The organism is Thomasclavelia saccharogumia DSM 17460 (genome assembly GCF_000686665.1).
In the GTDB taxonomy this organism is placed as follows: domain Bacteria; phylum Bacillota_I; class Bacilli_A; order Erysipelotrichales; family Coprobacillaceae; genus Thomasclavelia; species Thomasclavelia saccharogumia.
Genome location: NZ_JMLH01000006.1, coordinates 1 through 24,937, shown reverse-complemented (window position 1 = coordinate 24,937; position 24,937 = coordinate 1). Strand labels below are relative to the sequence as shown.

Below are 24,937 nucleotides of genomic sequence, written 5' to 3'. Positions count from 1 at the left end.
TAGAGGCCCACAAGCTCAACAGATCTTTATTTGGTGTGCCAAGAAACATAAATACCCTTATCATGATTCTACTCATTTTAATAAAAATGAACTAAGTTTATCAAATATGAATAAACGGCTTTTTGCATCGCAAAACTACTGATATTGTTAGTATCAAGAAAAATACAGCACAGTTACTTATGATTCCATAAACTATCTACAGAATAACTCATTAAGTGATCAGATTCAATTAGATGCTAGAAATATTCCAATCAACCTTAAAGAGGTAGAACAAAATGCTTTATTCACAAAAAAAACGTGGTTCAAATAAAAACAATAGCAAGAACCTGTATTATCAGCGGTGTAGATGAAGAGGATCACCTGATACTTAACGGTAAAGAAACAACGTAAGCGTCAAATAGCTGACACATATGCAAATGGTTAAACAGACACTTATAACGGTAACTAGCCTGATGTTAAGTTCACTCTCTAAAAACTAAAAAAGGTAAGGAGTTGCGTGCGTTGCTTACCTTTTTACATTGATACAATGCTTCTTGATTTACAAGTAGTTTATAACATTTAACCTACTCGTTTTCAAGTATAAACATAATATTCAATTTTATACCAAATATCAGTTATTTTGATACCAGCATTTATTGAAGCCTTTCATAAACTGGAATTTGTCTTTTAATAAGATAAATATCTAATCAACTTTTTTAAATAGTACTGCCTGTGGAAGTCCGTTATCTTTTCTTTTCATTAAACCCACAACCATAATTTCTCCTCCAACCAACTTAATATGGTGATGATTCAAAAGAATACATATCTTTGTTAACCATCCTGGAAAACATGCCTCTATTTCTTCTAAAGGTTTTTTATTTGCAAAAGGATTCTGTGCATGCATCATACCTCCACACTTTTCATAAATTTTAATTAATTCGTCTTTTGTTAAATACCCACTCTCAATTTCAATCTATTCATCTTCTTTATTTTCATGTGTTACTCTCTTTGTCGGAACAGGATAAAAATCAGGATTAATCCTTTCCAAATCATTCAATATTCTTTTGGTATGATAGTGCTTAACAAATTTGTCATTTTGTTCTGCATATGATTCTTTATTAGCTACTAATAACATTAAAGCAATTTTTTCAAATATTTTTCTAAACTGTAAACAAACAGTTTCTATTTCCAATTATCAAATACTTTTCAGTAGTCACTCTGTTGAGATGTTCTGCAATAACGTCAATTCTTCTCTTTATTTCATATAAGCAATCTTGATACATTCCTAATTCAATCTTATAATCATTCACTCGATATTCCCCTTTGTATAATCTGAAAATCCCGATTTATCAGATTGTTCATAACGATTATGTCCCTGCAAACTTTTTTATATTTCCAGCATTGCCCTTTAACCATTTTTGAAACAGCACGTTAAAAGAAAAGCTTTTATCAATTTTTTTATAAAAAAGGCCCTATGTTTTTTAGAACATACTATATTAAGTTCTATTATTGTATTCTCAGCAATTGATCCAACAGTTATTGCTGTTTTCCTTTTTGGAGAAGTTTCTAACATCTTCCTCATATCAAGAAAACATACAATCCTATCTGTAAGTTCTATCTTTCCACCTGAAACGGGTAAGTTGTTTTCTCTACAAAAATCAATTCTTTCTTCAAATAATAATAACTTCGAAAAGTTTTTCCATATTCTATAAGTTCTGACAGACTACTAACATTTCCTTTTTTCTTATTTACAAACGATGCACATTTTTAATAATTTTGATTTTAATTTGGAAAAAGGAAAATAAAATTTCAAATAATTATATTTAAAAACCCCGCAGAACATAAATTAACGGGGTTTATTTATTATTATAATAGTAACTAAAAATTAACCTTTCATTTGCGCAGCTACTTCTTCAGCAAAGTTTTCTTCTCTTTTAGCCATTCCTTCACCAACTTGGAATCTAACCATATTTAAAACTTTACCTTCACCTAAGAATTTAGCTACAGTTTCATCAGGATTTTTAATAAATTCTTGATCAACTAAGCATATTTCTTTTAAGTTTTTATTTAATCTACCTTGAACCATTTTTTCAACAATATTCTCTGGTTTTGGTTTAGCAGCCTTTGCATTTTCTTCCATTGCTTGAGCTTTTAATACAGCTAATTCATGATCTAATACTTCTTGAGGAATAGCTGTTCTATCGATATATTGAGGATTTGAAGCAGCTACATGCATAGCAACATCACGAGCTTTTTCAGCAGTAGAATTAGCAACTTTAACAATTGCAGTCATTTTTCCACCCATATGTGAATAAGCACCAAATGCTTCATTATCTTCTTTAGTTAATACTTCAAATCTTCTAAAACTTAATTTTTCACCAATTTTACCACTTGCTTCAGCAATAACTGTTTCTAATTTTTTACCTTCGATTTCAGTATTTAAAGCAGCTTCTAAATCAGCAGGTTTATTAGCAACAACAGTTTCTGCGATTGTTTTTACTAATCCTTGGAATTCAGCATTTTTTGCAACGAAATCAGTTTCTGAGTTTACTTCTACGATTGCAGCAGTATTACCCTCAATAACAAAAGTAGTTAATCCTTCAGCAGCAATACGATCTGCTTTTTTAGCAGCTTTTGCGATTCCTTTTTCTCTTAACCAGTCGAATGATTTTTCAATATCACCGTCACAAGCTTCTAAAGCTTTTTTGCAGTCCATCATCCCAGCACCAGTTTTTTCACGTAATTCTTTTACTAATTTTGCACTAATTGCCATTTTATTATCTCCTTTATGTATATTTATTAAAAAGGAAAAGCAAAGCTTTCCCTTATTTTACAATTATTTTTCAGTTCCAGCTGTTTTTTCTTCTTTAGTTGCCTTTGGAGCACCATTTCTTTTAGGATTAGGTCTACCACCCTTATTTCTAGGAGCTCTTCTTTGATTATTTTCAACTGAAGTGATAGCATCATTCATAGACACTTCTTTGTCATCTTCATCTTTGATATATGCTACAGTTAATGGTTCGTTTTTAGCTTCACAAATAGCATCTGCCATAGCTGCAACGATTAATTTAACAGCCCTGATTGCATCATCATTAGCTGGAATAACATAATCAACTTCATCAGGATCACAGTTAGTATCAACGATACCAAATACAGGAATTCCTAAGATTCTAGCTTCAGCTACTGCATTATGTTCAGCTTTTGGATCTACTACGAATAATGCATTTGGTAATCTTCTCATTTCTTTGATACCACCTAAGTTCTTTTCTAACTTATCAGCTTCTTTTTTTAGTAAGATTACTTCTTTTTTAGGTAATAGATCAAAAGTACCATCAGCTTCCATTTTTTCTAATTCAATCAATCTTCTGATTCTTTTTTGAATTGTTTTGAAGTTAGTTAAAGTTCCTCCTAACCAGCGAGAGTTTACATAGAAACTTTCAGAACGGATAGCTTCTTCTTTTACTGCTTCTTGAGCTTGTTTTTTAGTACCAACAAATAATACTTTTCCACCTTTTGCAGCGATTTCATTCATTGCTTTATAAGCATCATCAATTTTTTTAGATGATTTTTGTAAATCAATAATGTAAATACCATTTCTTGCTGTAAAGATGTATGGAGCCATTTTAGGATTCCATCTTTTTGTTTGATGTCCAAAATGAACACCTACTTCTAATAATTTTTTCATTGAAATTACTGACATTGTAACTTCCTCCTTTTTGTTTTTTCCTCCATTATTTCGAACATTTATCACCATTAGGCACTAGATAAATGAATCCATAATGTGTGTATTTTTCATACCTGAGATATTTTATCACAAAAAAATATAACATACAAGCATATTTTTTTAATTGCTTCACTTTTGTAAACATCTCAACAATCTAATAACATAAAAAATAAATAATCATGAAACAAATCAGCAACAATGTTGAGACGAATAATTATTTAAACTGTGATAAAATATAAAAAGATAGCTGCCGCTGTTTGAATGGAAGGAGGAAACGAATGTTTAAAATTTTCCAGCGGGCTCATATTAAAAATAATAAAGTTTCCAATTATGGAATACTTGATAATATTATTTCTAATTTTATATCTAATTAAATCTAAGCAGATTTAGTTAGAATAATAGCCCGTAAAACAGTGAAAAGGAAGAGTCACACCTCTTCCTTTTCTTTTGGAATACTTGATTTACAACTATATTCTAGCTTATTTTTAGAAAAAATCAAGAGTTTTTTATTTATCTTCACTTCGTGGATGTGTTTGCAAATACACTTCTTTTAAATGATCTTTTGTAATATGGGTATAAATTTGTGTTGTTGCAAGATTTTCATGACCTAAAAGCTCCTGAACAGTTCGAATATCAGCACCAGCATTTAATAAATGGGTTGCAAACGAATGTCTGATCGTATGAGGATGGATTTTTTTTGTTGGATCATAATGCTTAGTAACACGATCAACAATATTTTCAACGCCACGGTTTGTCAAGGGATTACCAAACTTATTTACAAAAACAAAATTATGCCCTTCGTTTTTGACCATTAAATTATTACGAGCATCATCAATATATTCAATTAACCAATCCCGCGCATATTCATGAAACGGGACATAACGATCTTTATTTCCTTTTCCATGAATTAATAATACTTGTTGATTTAAATCAATGTTTGAGATTTGCAAATTCACTACTTCTGAACATCTTAGACCTGAAGCATACATAAGTTCCAGCATTGCTTTATTACGTATCCCTAGATCATCTTTTGTTTCAATACTATCTAATAATGCGATGATTTCTTCAGGAAATAAAAAGTCAGGAGTTCGTTTAGCTGCTTTTTGTGATTCAATCAGCTTAAAAGGATTATCTTTGATCAATTCTTCCTTTAACAAATAATTAAAAAAGCTTCTAAGGGCACTTAATTTATGATTGATACTAACTTTTGATAAATTTTCTTCATACAGTTTAGTTAAATAACCTCTTAACATAAAATAATCAACATCATTATAACTATCGATTACTTCTTGAATTAAAAATCTTTTAAAATGATTTATTTCACGACGATACGATTCAATCGTTTTATCTGAATAATTACGCTGATATTTTAAATAATCCAGGTATTGATCAATCAATTTATCCAAGTCCATTTATCTCTATAAATTCCTTCATTGTTTCTAATGCCCGCGCAGCATATGCTGCTTTTCGTTCCTTCTTTTTGATCCGTGTCGAAAAATCTGGTAAAATTCCAAAATTGGCTTTCATTGGCTGAAAATCTTCAGCTGAAGCATTAGTAATATAATTAGCTAAAGATCCCATAACTGTTTCTTTAGGAAAAATCAAAGGTTCTTTATCTTCCAATAATCTAATCGTATTAATACCAGCTACGATTCCACTTTGGGCTGATTCAACATACCCTTCCACACCAGTAATTTGACCAGCCATAAAAATACTAGGCTCAGCTTTTAATTGATATGTATTTAATAAATGTTTTGGTGAACAGATAAAACTGTTTCGATGCATAACACCATAACGAACAAAACTAGCATTTTCAAGCCCTGGAATCATTTGAATGATTCGTTTTTGTTCAGGCCATGTCAAATGTGTTTGAAAACCTACGATATTATATAAACTTGCCTGGACATTATCTTGACGTAACTGTACTACAGCATATGGTCGTTTACCATCAGGCGTATTTAAACCTACTGGTTTCATTGGACCAAACAATAAAGTTTGTTTACCACGTCGCGCCATTTCTTCAAAAGGCATACAGCCTTCAAAAAACTTCTCCTCAAAATCTTTAGGCTTTACCACTTGAGCATTAATCAACTCATCATAAAAATGATTAAATTCTTCTTCATTCATCGGACAATTAATATATTCATTATCACCTTTATCATAACGTGATTTATAATATGCTTTTTCAAAATTGATACTCTCTTTACTAACGATCGGTGCAGCAGCATCAAAAAAGTAAAAATAATCTTCTCCTAATTTATCTTTAATTGCATTAGACAGTGCATCACTTGTTAAAGGACCCGAAGCAATGATCGTATGGCCTTTTGGAAACTCGGTAACTTCTTCATGGATAACTTCAACTAAAGGATGATTTCTTAAATACTCAGTAATATCTTTTGAAAAATTCTCACGATCGACTGCTAAAGCTCCACCAGCAGGAACCTGATGCTTTCTAGCAAATCTAATAACGATACTATCGAGCATTTCCATCTCTTTTTTTAAAACACCAACAGCATTAGCTGTTCCATCGGCTCTTAATGAATTAGAACAAACTAGTTCGGCAAAATTTTCACTATGATGGGCCGGTGTCATCTTTTGCGGGCGCATTTCATATAAACGAACTTTATACCCACGTTTAACTAACTGATAACAAGCTTCGACACCTGCTAAACCAGCACCAATTACATTTATTATCTTTTCCATTTTTATCACCTTTCATATTTTAACATTTATTATTTGAAAACAAAAGTAGAACTTCCGTTCTACTTTATGATCGTCTTGCATTTAGGATAATTTGAACAAGCTTTAAATTCACCCCAGCGTCCCTGCTTGATTACAACTGGTGAACCACAATTGGGACAAATCTCATCAGTCATGACAGGTTCTTTTTTCTTACTATTTTTAATATACTTACACTCTGGATAATTTGAACATGCTTCAAAACGTCCATAACGGCCATTTTTAAAGACCATCTTACCACCACATTTTGGACATTCCTCACCAGTATATTCTGGTTCTACAGGATCCTTTTTAATATATTTACATTCTGGATAATTTTCACATGCTACAAATGTTCCATAACGACCTTTACGTTCTACCAGATCATGTCCACATTCAGGACACTTCTCCCCAGTTTTCTTAGGAGCAATTACTTCCATTTTATCGTAGGCATCATCTAATAAAGGCTGAAAAATATCCATAAAACTTTGCAGTGCACTTACATAATCGTCTTCACCTTCAGCAATTTCATCTAATTCATGTTCCATTTTAGCAGTGTATTCAACATTTATAATATCGTTGAAGTATTGCGTTAAACGATCACTTGTTAAAATTCCTGATTCGGTTGGTTTAAATGCTTTATCGATCAATTCTACATAACCTCTAGTTTGAATCGTATCGATGATCATCGCATAAGTACTAGGACGTCCAATTCCTAATTCTTCCATTTCTTTAATTAATTTTGCTTCACTATATCGAGCTGGTGGTTTAGTGAAATGTTGAGTTTTTTCAATCTTCTTGCTTTCAATCATTTCTTTTTCTTTTAATTCTGGTAATAATTCATTACTTTGTTTTTCATAATCACCATAAACTCGCAAATAACCATCAAATTTAATTACTGAACCGCTAGCTCTAAATTCATATCCATTATTCATCAAAGATACTGATGTCGCATCAAATTTAGCTGGTGCCATCAATGAAGCCATCGCCCGAGCATAAATCAAAGCATATAACTTATACTCTTCTGGTTTTAAAAATTTCTTTACACTTTCAGGAGTTCGTAGAGCACTTGTTGGTCTAATTCCTTCATGAGCATCCTGGACATTTTCTGTCTTTTTACTAACTTTGACTTTCCCAACATAGTCCTTACCATATTTTTCACTAATATATTCATGGGCACTACTTACAAAAGAATCTGATAAACGAGTCGAATCAGTACGCATATACGTAATCAAACCAACTGTTTCATCCTCTAAAGCAATCCCTTCATATAACTTTTGGGCAATCGACATGGTTCTTCTTGCTTTATAGCCTAATTTAGAAGAAGCCTCCTGCTGTAAAGTTGATGTTATAAATGGTGGTTTTGACTCTCTTTTTTTGGTTGTCTTTTTAACATTAGCAATTTCAAATTCTTTATTTAATGATTCATAAATATTATTTGCTTCTTCACCATTTTTGATTTCTAATTTCTTATTATTATATTTTGTTAGTTCACCGGTAAATTCAATTTGATCTTTTTCAAACTCAGCTTTGATTTTCCAATATTCTTGAGGAACAAACGCTTCAATTTCACGCTCTCTTTCAACGATCAAACGTAAAGCAACTGATTGAACACGTCCAGCACTTTTAGATTTGATCTTCTTTTGTAATAACTTAGATAATTTAAATCCAATAATTCGATCTAAAACCCTTCTTGTCTCTTGAGACTTTACTAAATTTTGATCGATCTTACGTGGGTGCTTTAACGCATCAACAACAGCATCTTTAGTTACCTCATTAAATACGACCCGATTTTCTTTATCCATATCAACATTTAAAACCTGCGCTAAATGCCAGGAAATTGCTTCCCCTTCGCGATCAGGGTCGGTCGCTAAATATACATCATCAGATTCTTTGACCAATTGCTTCAATTCTTTAACAACATCTCTTTTATCTTTATTTATTACATATTTAGGTGCAAAATTATTTTCAACATCTACACCTAATCCCTCTTTTCCTGAAGTAGCCAAATCCCGAACATGACCTTTTGAAGAAGTAACCAAATAATCACTTCCTAAATATTTCTCAATTGTTTTGGATTTTGATGGCGACTCGACAATAACAACTTTTTTGCTCATTTCATTTCCTCCACACGAATAACACAATTATTAGTTTTTTTTTAACTTTTGTCAACTAAAATTTAAAAAAATATTTAATCATCAATAATATCATTGATATCAACTATCAATTTTGCTCCCTGTTGAATCAAATGATTACACCCTAAAGAATCCGTAATTCTACTAGGGATACAGTATATATCTTTACCCTGCTCTAAAGCATGCCCTACTGTAATCATCGTTCCACTACGTAAATTTGCTTCTGTTACTAATATAGATTCACTTAATCCTGAAATTATGCGATTTCGCCGCGGAAAATTAACTTTCTTTGGCACCAGATTTCCTGGATATTCGCTAATAATCAACTGATTACATTTCATAGCCTGATAAACTGACTTATTTTTTAAAGGGTAACAATAATCAATTCCACTTCCTAATACCGCAATTGTTTGCCCAAAACTATTCATCGCACTTTTATGAGCTGTAACATCGATTCCTAATGCCAGGCCACTTACGATTGTATAGTTTTCTTTTACTAACTGCTCAACCATCATTTTTGTCACCTCAATCCCATATTCACTAGGATGGCGCATTCCGACAACACCAATACACTTATTTTTGACCAGCCCTAAATTTCCATGATAGTATAATACAAAAGGTGGACAGCTGATTTCTTTTAAACTGATCGGATAATCTTTGGATATTATGGTTGTATACCTGGTTTTTAAACTTTTAAATAACTTTTCTTTCAAATTTTCATCAACTTTTTCTTTTTGCTGTAAAGCTCCATATATTTCATCAAAATCACCTTCATATTTTAATGAGAAATATAACAAAATTTCTTCCATAAATTTATCACCTCATTATCTTTTACTCCAAAAAAACAAAAATTACTACAAAAAATAAAAAATGTCATTTAAAAATCAAATGACATCTGTTTATTTAAAATTTTTTGTACTGGTGCAAAAGATTTACGATGAATTGGACAAACTCCATATTTCTCAATTGCCTCTTTATGCATCTTTGTAACATAACCTTTATGTTTATCAAAACCATACTCTGGATAAATTTTAGCATATTCTTTCATTAATCGATCTCTTGTAACCTTAGCTAATATACTAGCTGCCCCAATAGAAATACTTTTAGCATCACCTTTGATGATAGCTTCATGATCAGCATAATTTAGAGGCATTGCATCACTTAATGCAAACATCTTTTCACGTTTTAAATTTTCAATACATTTTTCCATTCCCAGCTTACTAGCTTGATATACATTTAAACTATCAACATCCTCAACACTAATAATTTCAATATCATAAGCTAAAGCATTTTCGACAATCAAATCATACAGTGCTTCACGTTTTTTTTCTGAAAGCTGCTTTGAATCATTAATTTTTTCATCATAAAAACCTTTTGGAAAGATTACACCAGCTACAACTAATTCGCCTGCCATTGGCCCACGACCAGCTTCATCTAGACCAATAATATAATCATAGCCCATCTGGTAATATTTACTTTCATACTCATAGCGATTCATCTGGTTTCTCCCATGTAATTCTTCCCATACTGCCATCAAATATATCATTAAAAAACACTTCCATTACCCGATCATAGTCTGTATAACCGCGCACTGGTTTAATTTTACGATTTTTCGCGATATCATCATAAACTTTTTCCACCCAGTCACTATCAAAATCGATTTCAATATTATAACGTTTACTAACCATTTGATAGTATGTTGTTTCTAAATATTTGACTGCATAAATAAACAATTCATCTAATGGTAAAATATCCTGTTTGATTGATCCGATCAAAGCAATATTACGAGCTGTATTTATATCATCAAATCGTGGCCATAGAACTCCCGGTGTATCAAATAATTCAAAATCTTTATCAACCTTGATAATTTGCTGTGCTTTAGTTACACCAGGGCGATTGCCCGTAATTGTCGCTTTACGCTTAGCAAGACGATTAATAAAAGTTGATTTACCAACATTGGGAATTCCTAATACCATCGCTCTCATCGCTCGGGGCTTAAGACCTCGCTTGGCTTCACGTTCCATCTTTTCTTTTAAAATATCTTTGCAAAGATCAATTATTAAATAATATTCATTGAAGTTTTTCAAATTTACACATATTGCATGAATCCCTTTGTTTTTAAAATATTTGATCCACTTATCAGTTATTTCTTCATCAGCTAGATCTCTTTTTGTCATAACAATTAAGCGGGGCTTATTATTGCAGACTTGATTAAATAAAGGATTCTTTGATGAAAGTGGTGCTCTAGCATCTACTAACTCAATAACAATATCAATCAATTTCATTTTCTCACTAATTTCCCGACGAGCTTTAGCCATATGTCCAGGAAACCATTGAATTTTCTTCGACATACTTTACCTCCTTTAATCAATAAACTTCATATTACTAAATGGATAAATGATTACTCCTTTTTTACCAACAATATCACTATACTTAAAAGTCCCTAGTGTTCTTGAATCAGCTGAACGTAAGCGATTATCGCCTAAAACAAATATCTCATCATCGCCTAATGTTACTTCGAAATCATTTGTAAATAGATCAGTAGCATATCTTTCTTTCGCTTCTTCAATATAATCTTTATCTAAATAATCTTCTGCATAATATGAACCATTTATATATAATTTATCATTACTAAAAACAATAGTATCGCCAGGTAGTCCAATTACTCTTTTAATGATATCTTTATCTAATTTTTCACATTTCAAAACGACAATATCAAAACGTTTTATATCATTTTTACCTAAATACAAAGCATTTACTATTGCAGTATCCTTATCATGCAATGTAGGATACATACTTTCCCCATCTACTTTTACGGGAATCACGATCTTCGTAAAAACAACTGCTGTTACTGCAACGATCGCTATCATTTCAATTGAAAACTTAACTAGTTCTTTTTTCTTTGTCATCTGAAAGCCTCCTGCAATAGAATTATTATACAAAAGATTATAAAAAAAAGAAACATTAGTTTCAAAAATTCTATTTTTTAACACTTTACAGTTAAAATAATACCTATTTTCACATATTTGTAAACATTTTATTGTAACATAAAAGAATTCTTTAAAGATTAAATATCTTTAAATAAATTTACTTATTTATGATTCTAAATCACCATTATCCTAATCTAGGTTATTAATAAACATGTATTAATACTATAAATATCCATATGGGTTAATAAATTATTATCTCAATATATCTTAAACCTAGATATTCTTTACAATACATCTAATGTTGTTATTAAGATAAATTATTTTTTACATGGAAAATAGAATTTCAATACATCTAATGTTGTTATTAAATTTTTGTAAATATATTTTTGATTATGGATAAGAATTAAAAAACTATGACACTGTTTTTTTGTATTCTTTTAATACATGTTCATGCATTGCTTTTATATCATTAGTCATAATAAGTTCTACTTTATGATATATTTTTAATTTTTTTAGTTCTCGTTCAATAATTTTTCTTGTCTTTTTATCAACAAACGGAATTACTATTGATGTACCATATTCTCTAACATATTCTAAATCCATCTCATGAATAGTTTTAATGATTTCATCTTTTGTTGTTGCTTTTTTATACGTAATCATTTCTTTATCCCCCCTTTAGTCCAATACTAACACAAAATCGTCAATATGTCACTTCCCTATGACACTCTCTTGTCATTTTTTTAGCCAAAAGAGTAATTTTTTTAGTTTATAAACATCATAAATAGAAAAAATAATTTTTTATAAATTAAAATCAATAATACTAAAAAGCATTATTGATTTTAAAATTATTGAATTTTAGATAAACCTAAAACAATTATTCCACCAAAAATAACAGCTGCTAATGATGTAATGATTAAATTAAGATCATAACTAACATCAAAAGGAATTAATACTAACGATGAAGCAACGATCAAGCCAAGTATCAAACTTAAAAATCCTGCTTTATGTGTTCTAGTAAAATAAGAACATAATTTAGCACTAATAACAATACCTACAGCAATTCCGATTGCCATAAAACCAAGTGGCAGAATCACATCTAAACTAAAACTAGTAACATTTGCTAGATAAGATTTAAATAAATAATACTCTCCTAAAATCAACAATACCATACTACCACTAACACCTGGCATGATCATCGTTGCTCCAGAAATAGCCCCAATTATTACCATCTTAATAAATAGACCTGCACTCAACGCTGGAAAATCAGGATTTACAACTGTTTTACCTTCACCAGGATTAAAATATTCTAAAGCAAAAATAATTGCTAGACCGCAAATAAATGGAATCACAGCCAACTTTTGCCCTTTCATCTCACCTTTTAAAAATAAAGGGATACTAAATGCAATCAGCCCAATAAACCAATAGATCGTCTGAGTTGGATAATAATTAAATAGTACTTCTAAAATTTTAGCAAAACCAATAATTCCAACAGCAGCACCAATCAATACTTGAAAAATAAAAATAATATCTCTTTTTCGATTAGGATTTTCACGTTTAAAAATGCCACTAATAGCATCCATCATAGGATTAAAAATACCTAAAATAACCATCATGGTTCCCCCACTAACACCTGGGATTACATTGGCAATACCTATGGCAATACCACCGATTATATTTTTTATCATATACTTCTCCTTGTTATTTAATTTATCCCTATTATAATCAAATCTTTTAGAGATAACAAGAGATTTTATTTTCTTAACTAAAGAAGAGATTTTATTTTCTTAACTAAAGAAGTTAGGTTATTTATTAAATTAATAATTTTTATCAATTATGATCCATGTTTATACAGTAAATATTTACCTTTTATCTATAAAATATTTATTTATGATATCTTTTTTTTAAATAAGCTATCTGCTCCAGCCGTTTAATCACTTTTGCTTCAGTCCCTTGATTAGTAGGAAAATAATAGCGTTGATCTTTAAGACGATCAGGTAAACACTGCATATTTGTTATTTTATCTTCATAATCATGAGCATACTGATAGCCTTTACTATAATTTAATTCTTTCATTAATTGTGTTGGAGCATTACAAAGATGTAATGGTACAGGATCAGCAACAGTATTTAATGCATCATTTTTGGCCTTTTCATATGCCATATATAAAGCATTCGATTTAGGCGCTAAAGCTAAATAAGTTACACAATGAGTTAAATTAACATTACATTCAGGCATTCCAATATAATGACAAGCTTGATATGCAGCTGTGGCTATTTCTAAAGCACGACTATCGGCCATTCCAATATCTTCTGATGCAAATCGAATCAAACGTCTAGCTACATATAAAGGATCTTCACCTGCTTCAAGCATCCTAGCCAGCCAATAGATTGAAGCATCAACATCGCTATTACGCATTGATTTATGCAAAGCACTAATAATATTATAGTGTTCTTCACCATTTTTATCATACAATAATGATTTTTGGTTGATACATTGTTCAACTGTTTCATTAGTAATAAATATCTTATCTTTATCGATATTTCCATTTAAAACTACCATTTCTAAAGTGTTTATTGCTACTCTTGCATCACCATTAGAAAAATTTGCAATCATATACAATAAATCATCTTCAATGATTATATTTTCTCCTTTAAAACCGTTTTCATCATTTAAAGCGCGATGTAATAAATTTACAATATCATCACTCGTTAGTGCTTTTAATGTAAATACTTTACAACGCGATAGCAAAGCTGAATTAATCTCAAATGATGGATTTTCTGTTGTTGCACCAATCAAAATAATGCTTCCTTGTTCAACATACGGTAAAAAAGCATCTTGTTGAGCTTTATTGAAACGATGAATTTCATCAACAAAAACAATTGTTTTTTCTCCATGTTCCTGTATATCCTTGGCCTTTTTCATAACACTTCGAATATCTTTAATACCACTAGTAACAGCACTGAAATTAATAAAATTTGCTTTTGTTTGATTGGCAATGATTCTTGCTAGTGTTGTTTTACCAACACCTGGAGGCCCCCAAAAAATCATTGAAGGTAAAGTATCACTATTGATCAACTGGTACAAAATTTTTCCTGGTGCAACTAAATGACTCTGTCCTACATAATCTTCCAGAGTTTTAGGTCTTAAACGATTAGCTAACGGTTCATTACTAATATGTGTAAATAGCGTCTTTTGTTTCATCTTCTATCACTTCCATTCATCTACTATTATACAATATAAAAAAGAGCAAAATGAATAAAATTCATCCGCTCATTTAATTATTATTCAGTTATCCCTTCAAATTGAGATTGATATAAAGAAGCATAGAAACCATTTTTCTCAATTAAAGAATCATGATTACCAAGTTCAACAATATCGCCATCTTTCATAACAATGATCGTATCAGCATCACGAATCGTTGATAAACGATGGGCAATGACAAAACTTGTTCTTCCTTCCATTAATTTTTCCATTCCTCGTTGAATCAAGACTTCAGTTCTTGTATCAACCGATGAAGTTGCTTCATCAAGAATCAAGATCTTAGGATTCTTCAAAAATGCTCGAGCAATCGTCAATAACTGCTTTTGTCCTTGAGAAATATTTGATGACTCTTCATTAATGATCGTATCATAACCATCTTCAAGAGTTTGAACAAAATGGTCAACATTAGCAACTTTACAAGCTTCTTTAACTTCTTGATCACTAGCATTAAGTTTACCATACATTAAGTTCTCTTTGATTGTTCCATTAAATAACCAAGTATCTTGTAAAACCATTCCAAATAATGATCTTAAATCTTTACGAGCAAAATCACGAATATCTTTACCATCAATTAAAATCGAACCACCATTCAACTCATAAAATCTCATCAATAATTTAACAATCGTTGTCTTACCAGCACCTGTAGGACCAACGATTGCTACCGTTTGTCCAGAATGAACATGTAAACTAAAATCATTAATGATCGTTTGATCTTTTACATATCCAAAATTAACATCAGCAAAAGTTACCGAACCATTGATTTTCTTAACTTCTTCACTTGTTACTTTTGGTGTTTCCAATTCTAACTCTTCTTCATTCAAAAATTCAAAAACACGTTCTGCCGCTGCTGCTGTACTTTGTAACATATTCATCGTTTGTGCTAATTGACTAATTGGCTGATTAAATTGACGAACATACTGAATAAAAGCTTGAATATCACCAATTGTGATATTACCACCACCAGCTAAAACACCACCTAATAAACAAACAGCTACATAGCCAACATTTCCAACAAAGTTTGTAATTGGCTGCATCAATCCTGAGAAAAATTGTGATTTCCAGGCACTTTCATATAAACTATAATTATATTCATTAAACTGCTCAACTGAAGCCTCTTCACCATTAAAAGCTTTAACTACATTATGACCACCATACATTTCTTCGATATGACCATTTACATCGCCTAAAGCCTGCTGCTGTCTTGCAAAATATTTTTGTGAACGCTTCATAACCAAAGCAATTAAAATCATTGAAACAGGTAAAACACAAACAGCGATCAATGTCATTTGTGGCGAAATGCTCAACATCATGATAAAGATACCAACTACAGTAACACTAGAAGTAATTACCTGTGACATACTTTGATTTAATGACTGGGCAATTGTATCAATATCATTAGTAACACGACTTAAAATATCACCACTTGTATGTTTATCAAAATAACTTAATGGCATTTTATCCATCTTAGTAGAAATTGATGTTCTTAAATCATATGCCACTTTTTGGGATACTGTAGAAGTGATAAAACCTTGAACATAACTAAATAATGCACTTAATAAATATAGTCCAACTAAAATCAAGATAATATAACTAATATATTCAAAATCGATTCCGCCAGTACCATTGACCTTAGCCATAATTCCTTCACCTAATTTGTCTGTTGCTTTAGCTAAGATTTTTGGTCCTACAATTGAAAATACAGTTGAAGCCACAGCAAAAATTATTACTATTACCAATTTAAAATAATATGGTTTCAAATATTTAAATAGCTTTCCAAGCGTGCCTTTAAAATCCTTAGCCTTTTCACCACCACGCATTCCCTGCATTCCTGGTCCGAATTTAGGACCATTTCTTTTTTCTTTACTACTCATGTCCTAATTCCTCCTTTGATAATTGTGAATAAGCTATTTCTTGATATACTTTACAATTTTCCATCAATTCACTATGTTTACCTTTACCAACGATCTTTCCTTCATCTAAAACGATGATTTGATCTGCTGACATGATCGAAGCAATACGTTGACCAACGATTAAAACAGTATTTTTAGTTTTCTTGATCATCTCATTTAATTCACGGCGTAATTTAGCATCCGTTTTAAAATCAAGAGCTGAGAAACTATCATCGAAAATAAATATTTCAGGATTTTTAGCAATAGCTCTTGCAATTGCTAGACGCTGTTTTTGTCCCCCAGAAACATTTGTACCACCTTGAGAAATTTCTGAATCTAGACGCTCTTCTTTATGATCGATGAACTCTTTAGCTTGAGCAATTTTAATAACTTCTTCTAACTGTTCATCGGTTGCCTCTGGTGCTCCGTAAGTCAAATTAGATCTAATCGTTCCCGAAAATAATAATCCTTTTTGCGGAACTAGACCAATCTTTTCTCTTAAATCATGCTGTTTAACATCCCTAATATCAACACCATCAACTTCAATTTTTCCTTCACTGACCTCATAGAATCGTGGAATCAAATTGATTAATGTACTTTTCCCTGAACCAGTTGAACCAATAAAAGCAGTTGTTTGCCCTGGTTTAGCTGTAAAACTAATATTTTCTAAGACCGCTTCATGAGCTCCAGGATATTTAAATGTAACATTTTTAAATTCAACTAAGCCCCGTTTACTATCATCAAAAGATTTTGGCTCCTGAGGATCTATGATCTTTGGTTCCATTGATAATACTTCATAAACACGATCAGCAGCGACACTAGCACGTGGTAACATGATTGCAATCATGGCAATCATTAAAAATGACATAATGATCTGCATTGCATATTGCATAAATGCCATCATCTGACCAATCGCAATATTTCCTAAATCAATTTGTTTAGCACCGTAATAAACAATCAACAAACTAACAACATTAAATATAAACATCATGATTGGCATCATCGAAGCCATTGTCCGATTGACAAATAAATTAACTTTTGTTAAATCAGAATTGGCTTTTTCAAATCTTTTTTCACTATGTTCCTCATTTCCAAAGGCTCTAATAACCAGCATTCCTGATAGATTTTCACGCATCGTTAAATTAAGTTTATCGATCAATGACTGAACAATTTTAAATTTTGGCATTACGATCACAAAAGTAATTCCAATTAATAAAAAGATAACAACTAATACTAATCCGATGATCCATGTCATTGATGGTGTATTTTGAAATGCTTTGATCAATGCTCCTATTCCCATCATCGGTGCAAAGCAGACGATTCTAATAAACATGATTACAACCATCTGAACCTGCGTAATATCATTAGTGGTTCGCGTAATCAAAGAAGCTGTTGAAAACTTATTGAATTCCTCATTAGAAAAACTTTCAACTTTTTTAAAAACATCGCCACGTAATAATCTAGCTACACCTGATCCAACTCTACTAGCTAAAAAACCACAGGCAATGGCACAGACAGTTCCCACAAGAGCAATTCCTAACATTTTAACTCCGGCCATTAAAATATACTCATTTTGAACTTGATCAATATCACAGCCAAGTTTTGTATATTCAGCTTTTACCCCATTACCAGCAGCAATTTTTAGTGTAGACTCTCCCATTGCTTCCATTTGACTATCAATTTCACTAAACATTTCTGCTTTTTGATCATCTGGAATCATTGCCAGAGCATCGTAAGGACTCATCCCTTCAGGTAAATTACCAAATTTTTCTTGATATTCTTTAGAACTTGGATCCATTGTATCTATTGATGTTACTAATAACATTGGTTTTTCAAGAACCTGTTCTAATTCATCCATATTTTTATCATTAAGATCTTTTAAAGTATAGATATTTTGACCTTTAGCATTAGGAAACTTATCTAAAGTATCTTTATCAATATCCTTACTATCCACTAATTTATAGGACTGTTTAAAAAAATCCTGGTCATCTTTATCAATCAAAACTAGTAAATGATTATACGTATCTTCACTTAAAACATCACTAACCGCACTATCAAAACCGCCTGCTTGAATACCAACCGATACTATATCCGACATATAATCAGGTAATGCTAATTCTGATTGTGATTGCAAGAATAATAAACCTACACAAAGCAAAATCGGTGCCCAAAATTTTTTAAAATAATTTTTTAATTTTAGCATCATTTCTCTCCTTTACATTCTTCAATATTCTTTTTCATAATTTTTATGACATCATTTATCACATTAATCTGTTCTTTTGAAACTCCTTTAAACAAAATCATAATCTTTTCTTTCATAATTTTAGTTGCTTGTTCGATAAAAGCTTCCCCAGTATTTGTAATGTTTAAGACATAATTACGCTTATCGTGTTCATCTTGAACGCGAATAAGATAACCCAACTTTTCCAAACGCTGCAACCTAACTGATAAAGTAGCCTTAGTGACATTAAGCTTTTTTGCTAAAGCATTTTGATTAATATTGTGATGTTTCTGTAACATCATAAGCAATTTCGTTTGATCGATTGAAATATCAAAATGTTCTGTTTTTCCCTTCATTGTATAATGTACATTTTTATGAAAATTTTGAAAATTATCAAACAATTCTTTTATATCATCAAAATTAGTCTCTTCCATTTTCTACCTCCTTTCATCAGTTAATACTAACCAATGGTTAGTATACTAATCATTATAGTTAGTACACAAACTAATGTCAATAAAAAAATAAAAGATGTCAAACGACATCTTCTAATCAATTAAATATTTTTCCAATAATCTAACAACCTCAGCAATTAGATCATCACATGTAGCACGATTAACTTCTTTATCTGTTTTTCTAATTCCCAATAACTCACCACAAATAACTGAACCATGTGATTCTTCAAATTCTTTACATAAAGCAGCTACCTTTTCATTAACAAATTTCTTTTGCTTTACATCAGCTTCACCTTTACCATATTTTAGACCTAATGCCATCGCCCCACCAGTCAAAGTTCCACAGATTTCTCTAGTCATTCCTACACCGCCCCCAAAACCATAGGCGATGCTCATAGCTTGATCCATGTCAATATTTAACAAATCAACATATGCTCCTAATACCGCCTGAGCACAATTATAACCCATATGATGCAAATCATAAGCCTTTTTTACTCTTTCTTCAATATTCATAGTTTGATCCTTACCTTCCTTATTGCTATTTATAGTGTAGTGATATTTACAAATATTGTCAAGAATCCGATAATTAATTTTCCAGTTTTAATTCTGCATACAAAAGATTATGATCTGAAAAAGATGACATGATCAACCCTTGATCATTTACTGTAAATTTATCAGAATAAAAGATATCATCTGGGGCAGCAAAATCACGAAATGTCATATATTCTTTTTCATCATTAATACTTTTAATACCTTCAAGTTCAAAATCACCATTCATCCCAAAAGAATTAAAATCACCGGCTAAAACTGCATAATCATCAAAATCAACTTCTTCTTTAACAAAATCCATTTGTGAAATACGATAATCATTATTTTCATATGTTAAATGAGTGTTATAGATATCGATTTCTTTATTACCAAAAGCAATCGTAGTTTTAGTTAATATTCGTGGTTCTTTCAATAAACTATTTGGTAAAAGTTTCGCCGATACTTCAATGATTGGGTATTTACTTAAGATGCCTAAACCATAATAACCATCTAAGATCCACATCGTTGAATAAAAATGATAATATGCATAGCCATTAGCCTCTGCCATTTCTTCCAGCATATCATAATTACCTGAACGGTAAGCATTTTTATCAACTTCCTGTAAACAAATAACATCAAGATCAAGTCCACTAATATCATTATTAAAATCTTCTAAAGATTCTTTTCCATAATTCAAAGATTTTATATTATAACTACCGATCCGTAAACTATCAAAATCATCTATATTTAAACTATCATCATTAGATAGATCACAATCATATTCACTAGCATAAACACTATAATAAAAACGCCCTACAACAACAAATAATAAAATGACAATACATATCATTAATTTCAATATTTTTTTCATCTCTTTCACCTGCCATACATTATCATCTTCTATACTTAATCTATATGATAAACTTAATTTGCGTCAATATTTTTTAAATAATTCGTTAATTTTAGATAAATTTTCTATAATATCACATAAATTTACAAACATTTTACAAAAAACAGGTAATTAAATTATTTATTTGCATAAAAAATATCTAGGTATAAAAACACTAGACACTTTTATTTATATTTATCGGATCTGTCCTTTTCCATAGATCATATATTTTGTTGATGTCATCTCTTGTAATCCAATTGGCCCTCGGGCATGTAATTTTTGCGTACTTATACCCACTTCAGCCCCAAAACCAAATTCGCCACCATCAGTAAACCTCGTTGAAGCATTATGATATACACAAGCTGAATCTAAAGATTCCATAAAATATTTAGCTGTATTTTCATTTTCACTGACAATGCTTTCAGAATGTTTAGTCGAATAATTATAAATATGTTCAATTGCCTCGTCAACATTTTTGACCACTTTAATATTACAAATATAATCATCGTATTCAGTAGCATAATTTTTAGATGTTGCTAACTCCCCATCAATAAACTTTAATGCTTCAGGATTGCCATAAATCTTGATTTTTGTAAACTCTGGTTTCAAGCTTGTCAAAAAAGCATTAGCAATATCTTGATGTACTAAAATCGTTTCAATCGCATTGCAAACTGAAGGTCTTGAAATTTTGGCATTGACTGCAATTTTTACAGCCATTTGCAAATCGGCATCTTTATCGACATATAAATGACAGATCCCTGCTCCAGTTTCAATTACTGGTACTGTTGCATTATTTACTACATGCTGAATCAAACCTGCCCCACCGCGAGGTATCACAACATCGACATATTGATTAGCTGTAATTATCTCTGTAACGATACTACGGTCTGTATTTTCAATTAACGTTACAACATTATCAGGTAAAATATCTTTAATTGCCATATTAATAACATTAACTAAAGCGATATTTGAATAGATTGCTTCCTTCCCACCTTTTAAAACACAGACATTATTAGTTTTGATACAGATTGAAGCAATATCAACGGTAACATTAGGTCGTGATTCATAAATTGTTGCAACTACCCCGATAGGAATACGTACTTGATCAATAACTAATCCGTTCGGACGTTTGATTTCACGTACTACTTCACCAATACAGTCTTTTAAATCTGCAATCTTTTCAACATCTTTGGCCATCGACTTGATTCTTTCTTCTGTTAACAATAAACGATCAACCATCGCATCGCTAATTCCATTATATTTGGCATTTGCAATATCTTTAGCATTTTCACCTAAAATATAATCGATATTATCTAATAGTCCTTTACTAATAGCATCTAAAGCATCCATCTTAGTATATTTATCAATATTTTGCATTTTACGACAAGCTAATTTAGCCTCTTTTAATTGTTCTTCAATCATCATTTCTTCACCCCTTCTACTAAGACCAGATTATTTGCATGAATAACTTCATCATAGTCTTTATAATGTAACACTTTTTCGATTTCACTTGTATTTAAACCTTTGATCAACTTAATTTCATCACTTGAATAATTAACCATTCCTCGTGCTAAAAAATCATCATTAAGATCTCTTATATCGACGATTTGAGAAATTAAAAAATTTCCTTTCACATCTACGATTCCTTTAGGTAATAAACTAGTATGTTTATTGATCAATGCCATTTTAGCACCATCATCAACAATAATACTCCCTTTGGGCATACTTCGATACATGATCCAGTGCTGTCGCGAGTTTAACTTTCTACCAGCATCACTATTAAAATATGTTCCTACTTCTTTACCTTCAATCAAATCTATTAAAACATTTGCTTGAGCCCCATTAACAATTGCCATATCACAGCCAAATTCATTACATATTTTAGCAGCTTTGATCTTAGTGATCATCCCGCCTGTTCCAACTTTACTCGAAGCATCTTTAGCCATATTTTCAATTTCTTTAGTAATACCATTAACATTTCTAATCAACTTAGCCTTCTTATTGATATGCGGATTATCATCATATAAACCATCAATATCACTAACCAGCACTAGCATATCACCACTTACAGCTGGTACGATCAGTGATGCCAAAGTATCATTATCCCCAACTTTGATCTCATCGACTGCCAAAGTATCATTTTCATTAATGATCGGCACGACATCATACTCAATTAATGCCTGCATCGCATGATTGAAATTCATCAACCGTTTTCGATCATCAAAATCATCATGATTTAACAATATTTGCGCACACTTTAAATTAAACAAACTAAACAGATCTTCATATATTTGCATTAACGAGGCTTGACCAATAGCTGCCAGGGCTTGTTTTTTAGGAATTGTCTGAGGCCGCTCATCGAGTTTCATTACATGAACGCCAGCATTGATTGCTCCACTGCTGACTAGTGTAATTTTGATCCCCTTACGCTTAATATATGCTATTTGCTGAATTAAGTTTAAAATTTTTTCTTTATTTATATTTCCCTGATCATCACATAATGACGAAGACCCGATCTTAATAATCAAATTTTTTATTTTACTCAAATCTCGCATACTAATTCCCCCTGCAATTATTTTCTTAATTATACAAGTTTTATCACTACTTAACAACAAATATTTTCTTACTAAATAATATAATGGATTTAATTAATGTTAATTTCAATAAATATAAATTGAATATTTAAAAAAATATTTCCTAAATTTCATTTATAAACCTTTAACGTTTATAAATCACCTTAAAAGTTTACAAAATTACTCTATTTTCTTATTGTATCTAAGTATTTATACATGTTACAATGTAGAAAAATATTAAAGGAGAGTTATTACTACAATGAAATTAATTATACCTGAAAATTATGATCCTGTTTTAGATTTACGTCAAACTCAGGAAGCAATCAAATATATTCGTGATACATTCCAAAAAGAAATCGGAAGAGCTTTACAGTTATCTAGAATATCAGCTCCATTATTTGTTGAGAAAAATAGTGGTTTAAATGATAATTTAAATGGTGTAGAAAATCCGGTCTCATTTGAAATCAAAGAAATACCTGATGAAACAATCGAAGTCGTTCATTCATTAGCAAAATGGAAACGGATGGCTCTTAAAAAATATGGCTTTAAAATGCATGAAGGTCTATATACAAACATGAATGCTATTAGAAAAGATGAAGCTGTTGATAATCTGCACTCATACTATGTTGATCAATGGGATTGGGAAAAAATTATTTCTAAATCTGAAAGAAACGAAAATACTCTTAAACGTCATGTTTTAAAGATTTTTAAAGTAATTAAACACATGGAACATGAAGTTTGGTATAAATACCCTCATGCTGTTAATCGTTTACCAGATAGAATTCATTTTTTTACATCACAAGAGTTAGAAGATCGTTATCCTAATCTAACACCAACTGAGCGTGAAACAGCAATGTGTAAAGAATATGGCTGCATCTTCGTCATGGGAGTTGGAAAGAAATTAAAAAGTGGAATCAAACATGATGGTCGAGCACCAGACTATGACGATTGGGATTTAAATGGCGATATCTTATTTTGGTTTGAACCACTTAAATGCGCTCTAGAAATTTCATCAATGGGAATCAGAGTTGATGAAGATGCTTTAGTAAAACAATTAGAAGCTGAAAATTGTCTAGAACGTTTAGAATTACCTTATCATAAACAGATTCTTAATAAAGAATTGCCATATACTATTGGTGGGGGAATCGGACAATCACGATTATGTATGCTATTATTAAAAAAAGCTCATGTCGGTGAAGTTCAAGCTAGTATTTGGCCTCAAGAAGTAATCGATGAATGTGAGAAACATAACATCCATTTACTATAATTGAATAAAAATAAGGAAGAATCACAGTAATTAAAAATACTGGTGATCGATCCAATGTCATTAAGTTAGGCATTAAAATACTGAAAAAGCTCTTTAATGTAATTTAAAGAGACTTTTTTATTTAGCTATTGACAAATAGTGAGAATCGTGTGGCTAGTAATGAATAGCAAAATATTCATTACTAGCCCTTTTTAGTAGATGTATTTTTTAGGAGGTATTACATATGATGAAACATTCAAATTCAAACATCTACTATTCACCAAAAAAGATCAAAAAGATTCTCAATCAATCTATCGATTTTACTCTTGAAGGGATTCAGTGCTTCTGCCATGATCCAATCTCAAATTTTACTCGTAATCGCTTATTACCTG

At 31.0% G+C, this 24,937-nt stretch carries 24 protein-coding genes; 1 reads left to right on the top strand and 23 read right to left on the bottom strand.

From position 1 onward, the window contains the following. Positions 1-682: 682 nt before the first annotated feature. From BR82_RS0102870 to proB, 23 genes are all read right to left on the bottom strand, one after another. On the bottom strand, positions 683-883 hold the full coding sequence (locus BR82_RS0102870) for a hypothetical protein (RefSeq protein WP_027088945.1): 201 nt from the start codon (positions 881-883) through the stop codon (positions 683-685). Between the two features lie 69 nt (positions 884-952). Beyond that, a complete protein-coding gene (locus tag BR82_RS0102865; protein ID WP_027088944.1) occupies positions 953-1,171 on the bottom strand; it encodes a hypothetical protein in 219 nt (72 codons plus the stop codon). Further along, complete coding sequence (locus BR82_RS16955; RefSeq protein ID WP_154659601.1) at positions 1,140-1,289, bottom strand: hypothetical protein; 150 nt, start codon at positions 1,287-1,289, stop codon at positions 1,140-1,142. Before BR82_RS16955 ends, BR82_RS0102865 begins: the two co-directional genes overlap by 32 nt. Positions 1,290-1,387: 98 nt before the next feature. After that, positions 1,388-1,597 (bottom strand): hypothetical protein, encoded by a 210-nt coding sequence (locus BR82_RS17615; RefSeq protein ID WP_240474504.1) that lies wholly within the window; start codon positions 1,595-1,597, stop codon positions 1,388-1,390. A gap of 267 nt (positions 1,598-1,864) precedes the next feature. Then, complete coding sequence (gene tsf / locus BR82_RS0102855; protein ID WP_471529567.1) at positions 1,865-2,773, bottom strand: translation elongation factor Ts; 909 nt, start codon at positions 2,771-2,773, stop codon at positions 1,865-1,867. Positions 2,774-2,815: 42 nt separating this feature from the next. Beyond that, the gene (gene rpsB, locus BR82_RS0102850; RefSeq protein WP_027088942.1) at positions 2,816-3,679 is read right to left on the bottom strand and encodes a 30S ribosomal protein S2; all 864 of its coding nucleotides are present in this window, start codon (positions 3,677-3,679) and stop codon (positions 2,816-2,818) included. 530 nt (positions 3,680-4,209) lie between these two features. Continuing rightward, a complete protein-coding gene (xerC, locus tag BR82_RS0102840) occupies positions 4,210-5,115 on the bottom strand; it encodes a tyrosine recombinase XerC (protein WP_027088941.1) in 906 nt (301 codons plus the stop codon). Beyond that, on the bottom strand, positions 5,102-6,406 hold the full coding sequence (gene trmFO / locus BR82_RS0102835) for a methylenetetrahydrofolate--tRNA-(uracil(54)-C(5))-methyltransferase (FADH(2)-oxidizing) TrmFO (RefSeq protein ID WP_027088940.1): 1,305 nt from the start codon (positions 6,404-6,406) through the stop codon (positions 5,102-5,104). The genes xerC and trmFO overlap by 14 nt, the downstream gene beginning before the upstream one ends. A 59-nt stretch (positions 6,407-6,465) precedes the next feature. Further along, positions 6,466-8,538 (bottom strand): type I DNA topoisomerase, encoded by a 2,073-nt coding sequence (gene topA / locus BR82_RS0102830; protein ID WP_027088939.1) that lies wholly within the window; start codon positions 8,536-8,538, stop codon positions 6,466-6,468. Positions 8,539-8,612: 74 nt separating this feature from the next. Further along, positions 8,613-9,365 carry a DNA-processing protein DprA gene (dprA, locus tag BR82_RS0102825; RefSeq protein ID WP_027088938.1) on the bottom strand — a complete coding sequence of 251 codons (753 nt, stop codon included), beginning with the start codon at positions 9,363-9,365 and terminating at the stop codon, positions 8,613-8,615. 68 nt (positions 9,366-9,433) lie between these two features. Beyond that, on the bottom strand, positions 9,434-10,054 hold the full coding sequence (locus tag BR82_RS15050) for a ribonuclease HII (RefSeq protein ID WP_024720599.1): 621 nt from the start codon (positions 10,052-10,054) through the stop codon (positions 9,434-9,436). After that, positions 10,041-10,907 (bottom strand): ribosome biogenesis GTPase YlqF, encoded by an 867-nt coding sequence (gene ylqF / locus BR82_RS0102815; RefSeq protein ID WP_027088937.1) that lies wholly within the window; start codon positions 10,905-10,907, stop codon positions 10,041-10,043. Before ylqF ends, BR82_RS15050 begins: the two co-directional genes overlap by 14 nt. A gap of 12 nt (positions 10,908-10,919) precedes the next feature. Next, entirely contained in the window at positions 10,920-11,465 is a 546-nt protein-coding gene (gene lepB, locus BR82_RS0102810; RefSeq protein WP_027088936.1) for a signal peptidase I, read from the bottom strand. A 432-nt stretch (positions 11,466-11,897) separates the two neighbouring features. Then, complete coding sequence (locus BR82_RS0102805; RefSeq protein WP_027088935.1) at positions 11,898-12,146, bottom strand: hypothetical protein; 249 nt, start codon at positions 12,144-12,146, stop codon at positions 11,898-11,900. 185 nt (positions 12,147-12,331) lie between these two features. Further along, positions 12,332-13,171 carry a DUF368 domain-containing protein gene (locus BR82_RS0102800; RefSeq protein ID WP_027088934.1) on the bottom strand — a complete coding sequence of 280 codons (840 nt, stop codon included), beginning with the start codon at positions 13,169-13,171 and terminating at the stop codon, positions 12,332-12,334. A gap of 196 nt (positions 13,172-13,367) precedes the next feature. Further along, positions 13,368-14,687, bottom strand: coding sequence for a replication-associated recombination protein A (locus BR82_RS0102795; RefSeq protein ID WP_027088933.1), 1,320 nt, complete (start codon positions 14,685-14,687; stop codon positions 13,368-13,370). 80 nt (positions 14,688-14,767) lie between these two features. Then, positions 14,768-16,618, bottom strand: a complete 1,851-nt coding sequence (locus BR82_RS0102790; RefSeq protein ID WP_027088932.1) for an ABC transporter ATP-binding protein — start codon at positions 16,616-16,618, stop codon at positions 14,768-14,770. After that, the gene (locus tag BR82_RS0102785; RefSeq protein ID WP_027088931.1) at positions 16,611-18,839 is read right to left on the bottom strand and encodes an ABC transporter ATP-binding protein; all 2,229 of its coding nucleotides are present in this window, start codon (positions 18,837-18,839) and stop codon (positions 16,611-16,613) included. The genes BR82_RS0102790 and BR82_RS0102785 overlap by 8 nt, the downstream gene beginning before the upstream one ends. Next, positions 18,839-19,291, bottom strand: a complete 453-nt coding sequence (locus BR82_RS0102780; RefSeq protein ID WP_027088930.1) for a MarR family winged helix-turn-helix transcriptional regulator — start codon at positions 19,289-19,291, stop codon at positions 18,839-18,841. Before BR82_RS0102780 ends, BR82_RS0102785 begins: the two co-directional genes overlap by 1 nt. 111 nt (positions 19,292-19,402) lie before the next feature. Continuing rightward, on the bottom strand, positions 19,403-19,822 hold the full coding sequence (locus BR82_RS0102775; RefSeq protein ID WP_027088929.1) for a C-GCAxxG-C-C family protein: 420 nt from the start codon (positions 19,820-19,822) through the stop codon (positions 19,403-19,405). A gap of 73 nt (positions 19,823-19,895) precedes the next feature. After that, positions 19,896-20,708, bottom strand: coding sequence for an endonuclease/exonuclease/phosphatase family protein (locus BR82_RS0102770; RefSeq protein ID WP_027088928.1), 813 nt, complete (start codon positions 20,706-20,708; stop codon positions 19,896-19,898). A gap of 213 nt (positions 20,709-20,921) precedes the next feature. Then, positions 20,922-22,151 carry a glutamate-5-semialdehyde dehydrogenase gene (locus BR82_RS0102765; RefSeq protein ID WP_240474502.1) on the bottom strand — a complete coding sequence of 410 codons (1,230 nt, stop codon included), beginning with the start codon at positions 22,149-22,151 and terminating at the stop codon, positions 20,922-20,924. Beyond that, entirely contained in the window at positions 22,148-23,281 is a 1,134-nt protein-coding gene (proB, locus tag BR82_RS0102760; protein WP_027088926.1) for a glutamate 5-kinase, read from the bottom strand. Before proB ends, BR82_RS0102765 begins: the two co-directional genes overlap by 4 nt. Positions 23,282-23,558: 277 nt before the next feature. Here proB and asnA point away from each other — a divergent pair, with 277 nt between their 5' ends. After that, positions 23,559-24,566, top strand: coding sequence for an aspartate--ammonia ligase (asnA, locus tag BR82_RS0102755; RefSeq protein WP_027088925.1), 1,008 nt, complete (start codon positions 23,559-23,561; stop codon positions 24,564-24,566). Positions 24,567-24,937 lie beyond the last annotated feature (371 nt).

What these genes read in the sequence shown, in the direction of transcription:
- BR82_RS0102775 (WP_027088929.1), bottom strand. Translation starts at nt 19,822, where the DNA reads ATGAATATTGAAGAAAGAGTAAAAAAGGCTTATGATTTGCATCATATG.
- BR82_RS0102790 (WP_027088932.1), bottom strand. Translation starts at nt 16,618, where the DNA reads ATGAGTAGTAAAGAAAAAAGAAATGGTCCTAAATTCGGACCAGGAATG.
- asnA (WP_027088925.1), top strand. Translation starts at nt 23,559, where the DNA reads ATGAAATTAATTATACCTGAAAATTATGATCCTGTTTTAGATTTACGT.
- dprA (WP_027088938.1), bottom strand. Translation starts at nt 9,365, where the DNA reads ATGGAAGAAATTTTGTTATATTTCTCATTAAAATATGAAGGTGATTTT.
- lepB (WP_027088936.1), bottom strand. Translation starts at nt 11,465, where the DNA reads ATGACAAAGAAAAAAGAACTAGTTAAGTTTTCAATTGAAATGATAGCG.
- proB (WP_027088926.1), bottom strand. Translation starts at nt 23,281, where the DNA reads ATGCGAGATTTGAGTAAAATAAAAAATTTGATTATTAAGATCGGGTCT.
- xerC (WP_027088941.1), bottom strand. Translation starts at nt 5,115, where the DNA reads ATGGACTTGGATAAATTGATTGATCAATACCTGGATTATTTAAAATAT.
- BR82_RS0102800 (WP_027088934.1), bottom strand. Translation starts at nt 13,171, where the DNA reads ATGATAAAAAATATAATCGGTGGTATTGCCATAGGTATTGCCAATGTA.
- BR82_RS0102805 (WP_027088935.1), bottom strand. Translation starts at nt 12,146, where the DNA reads ATGATTACGTATAAAAAAGCAACAACAAAAGATGAAATCATTAAAACT.
- topA (WP_027088939.1), bottom strand. Translation starts at nt 8,538, where the DNA reads ATGAGCAAAAAAGTTGTTATTGTCGAGTCGCCATCAAAATCCAAAACA.
- ylqF (WP_027088937.1), bottom strand. Translation starts at nt 10,907, where the DNA reads ATGTCGAAGAAAATTCAATGGTTTCCTGGACATATGGCTAAAGCTCGT.
- BR82_RS0102770 (WP_027088928.1), bottom strand. Translation starts at nt 20,708, where the DNA reads ATGAAAAAAATATTGAAATTAATGATATGTATTGTCATTTTATTATTT.
- BR82_RS0102765 (WP_240474502.1), bottom strand. Translation starts at nt 22,151, where the DNA reads ATGATGATTGAAGAACAATTAAAAGAGGCTAAATTAGCTTGTCGTAAA.
- trmFO (WP_027088940.1), bottom strand. Translation starts at nt 6,406, where the DNA reads ATGGAAAAGATAATAAATGTAATTGGTGCTGGTTTAGCAGGTGTCGAA.
- BR82_RS0102785 (WP_027088931.1), bottom strand. Translation starts at nt 18,839, where the DNA reads ATGCTAAAATTAAAAAATTATTTTAAAAAATTTTGGGCACCGATTTTG.
- BR82_RS0102780 (WP_027088930.1), bottom strand. Translation starts at nt 19,291, where the DNA reads ATGGAAGAGACTAATTTTGATGATATAAAAGAATTGTTTGATAATTTT.
- rpsB (WP_027088942.1), bottom strand. Translation starts at nt 3,679, where the DNA reads ATGTCAGTAATTTCAATGAAAAAATTATTAGAAGTAGGTGTTCATTTT.
- BR82_RS0102795 (WP_027088933.1), bottom strand. Translation starts at nt 14,687, where the DNA reads ATGAAACAAAAGACGCTATTTACACATATTAGTAATGAACCGTTAGCT.
- BR82_RS0102870 (WP_027088945.1), bottom strand. Translation starts at nt 883, where the DNA reads ATGCATGCACAGAATCCTTTTGCAAATAAAAAACCTTTAGAAGAAATA.
- BR82_RS15050 (WP_024720599.1), bottom strand. Translation starts at nt 10,054, where the DNA reads ATGAATCGCTATGAGTATGAAAGTAAATATTACCAGATGGGCTATGAT.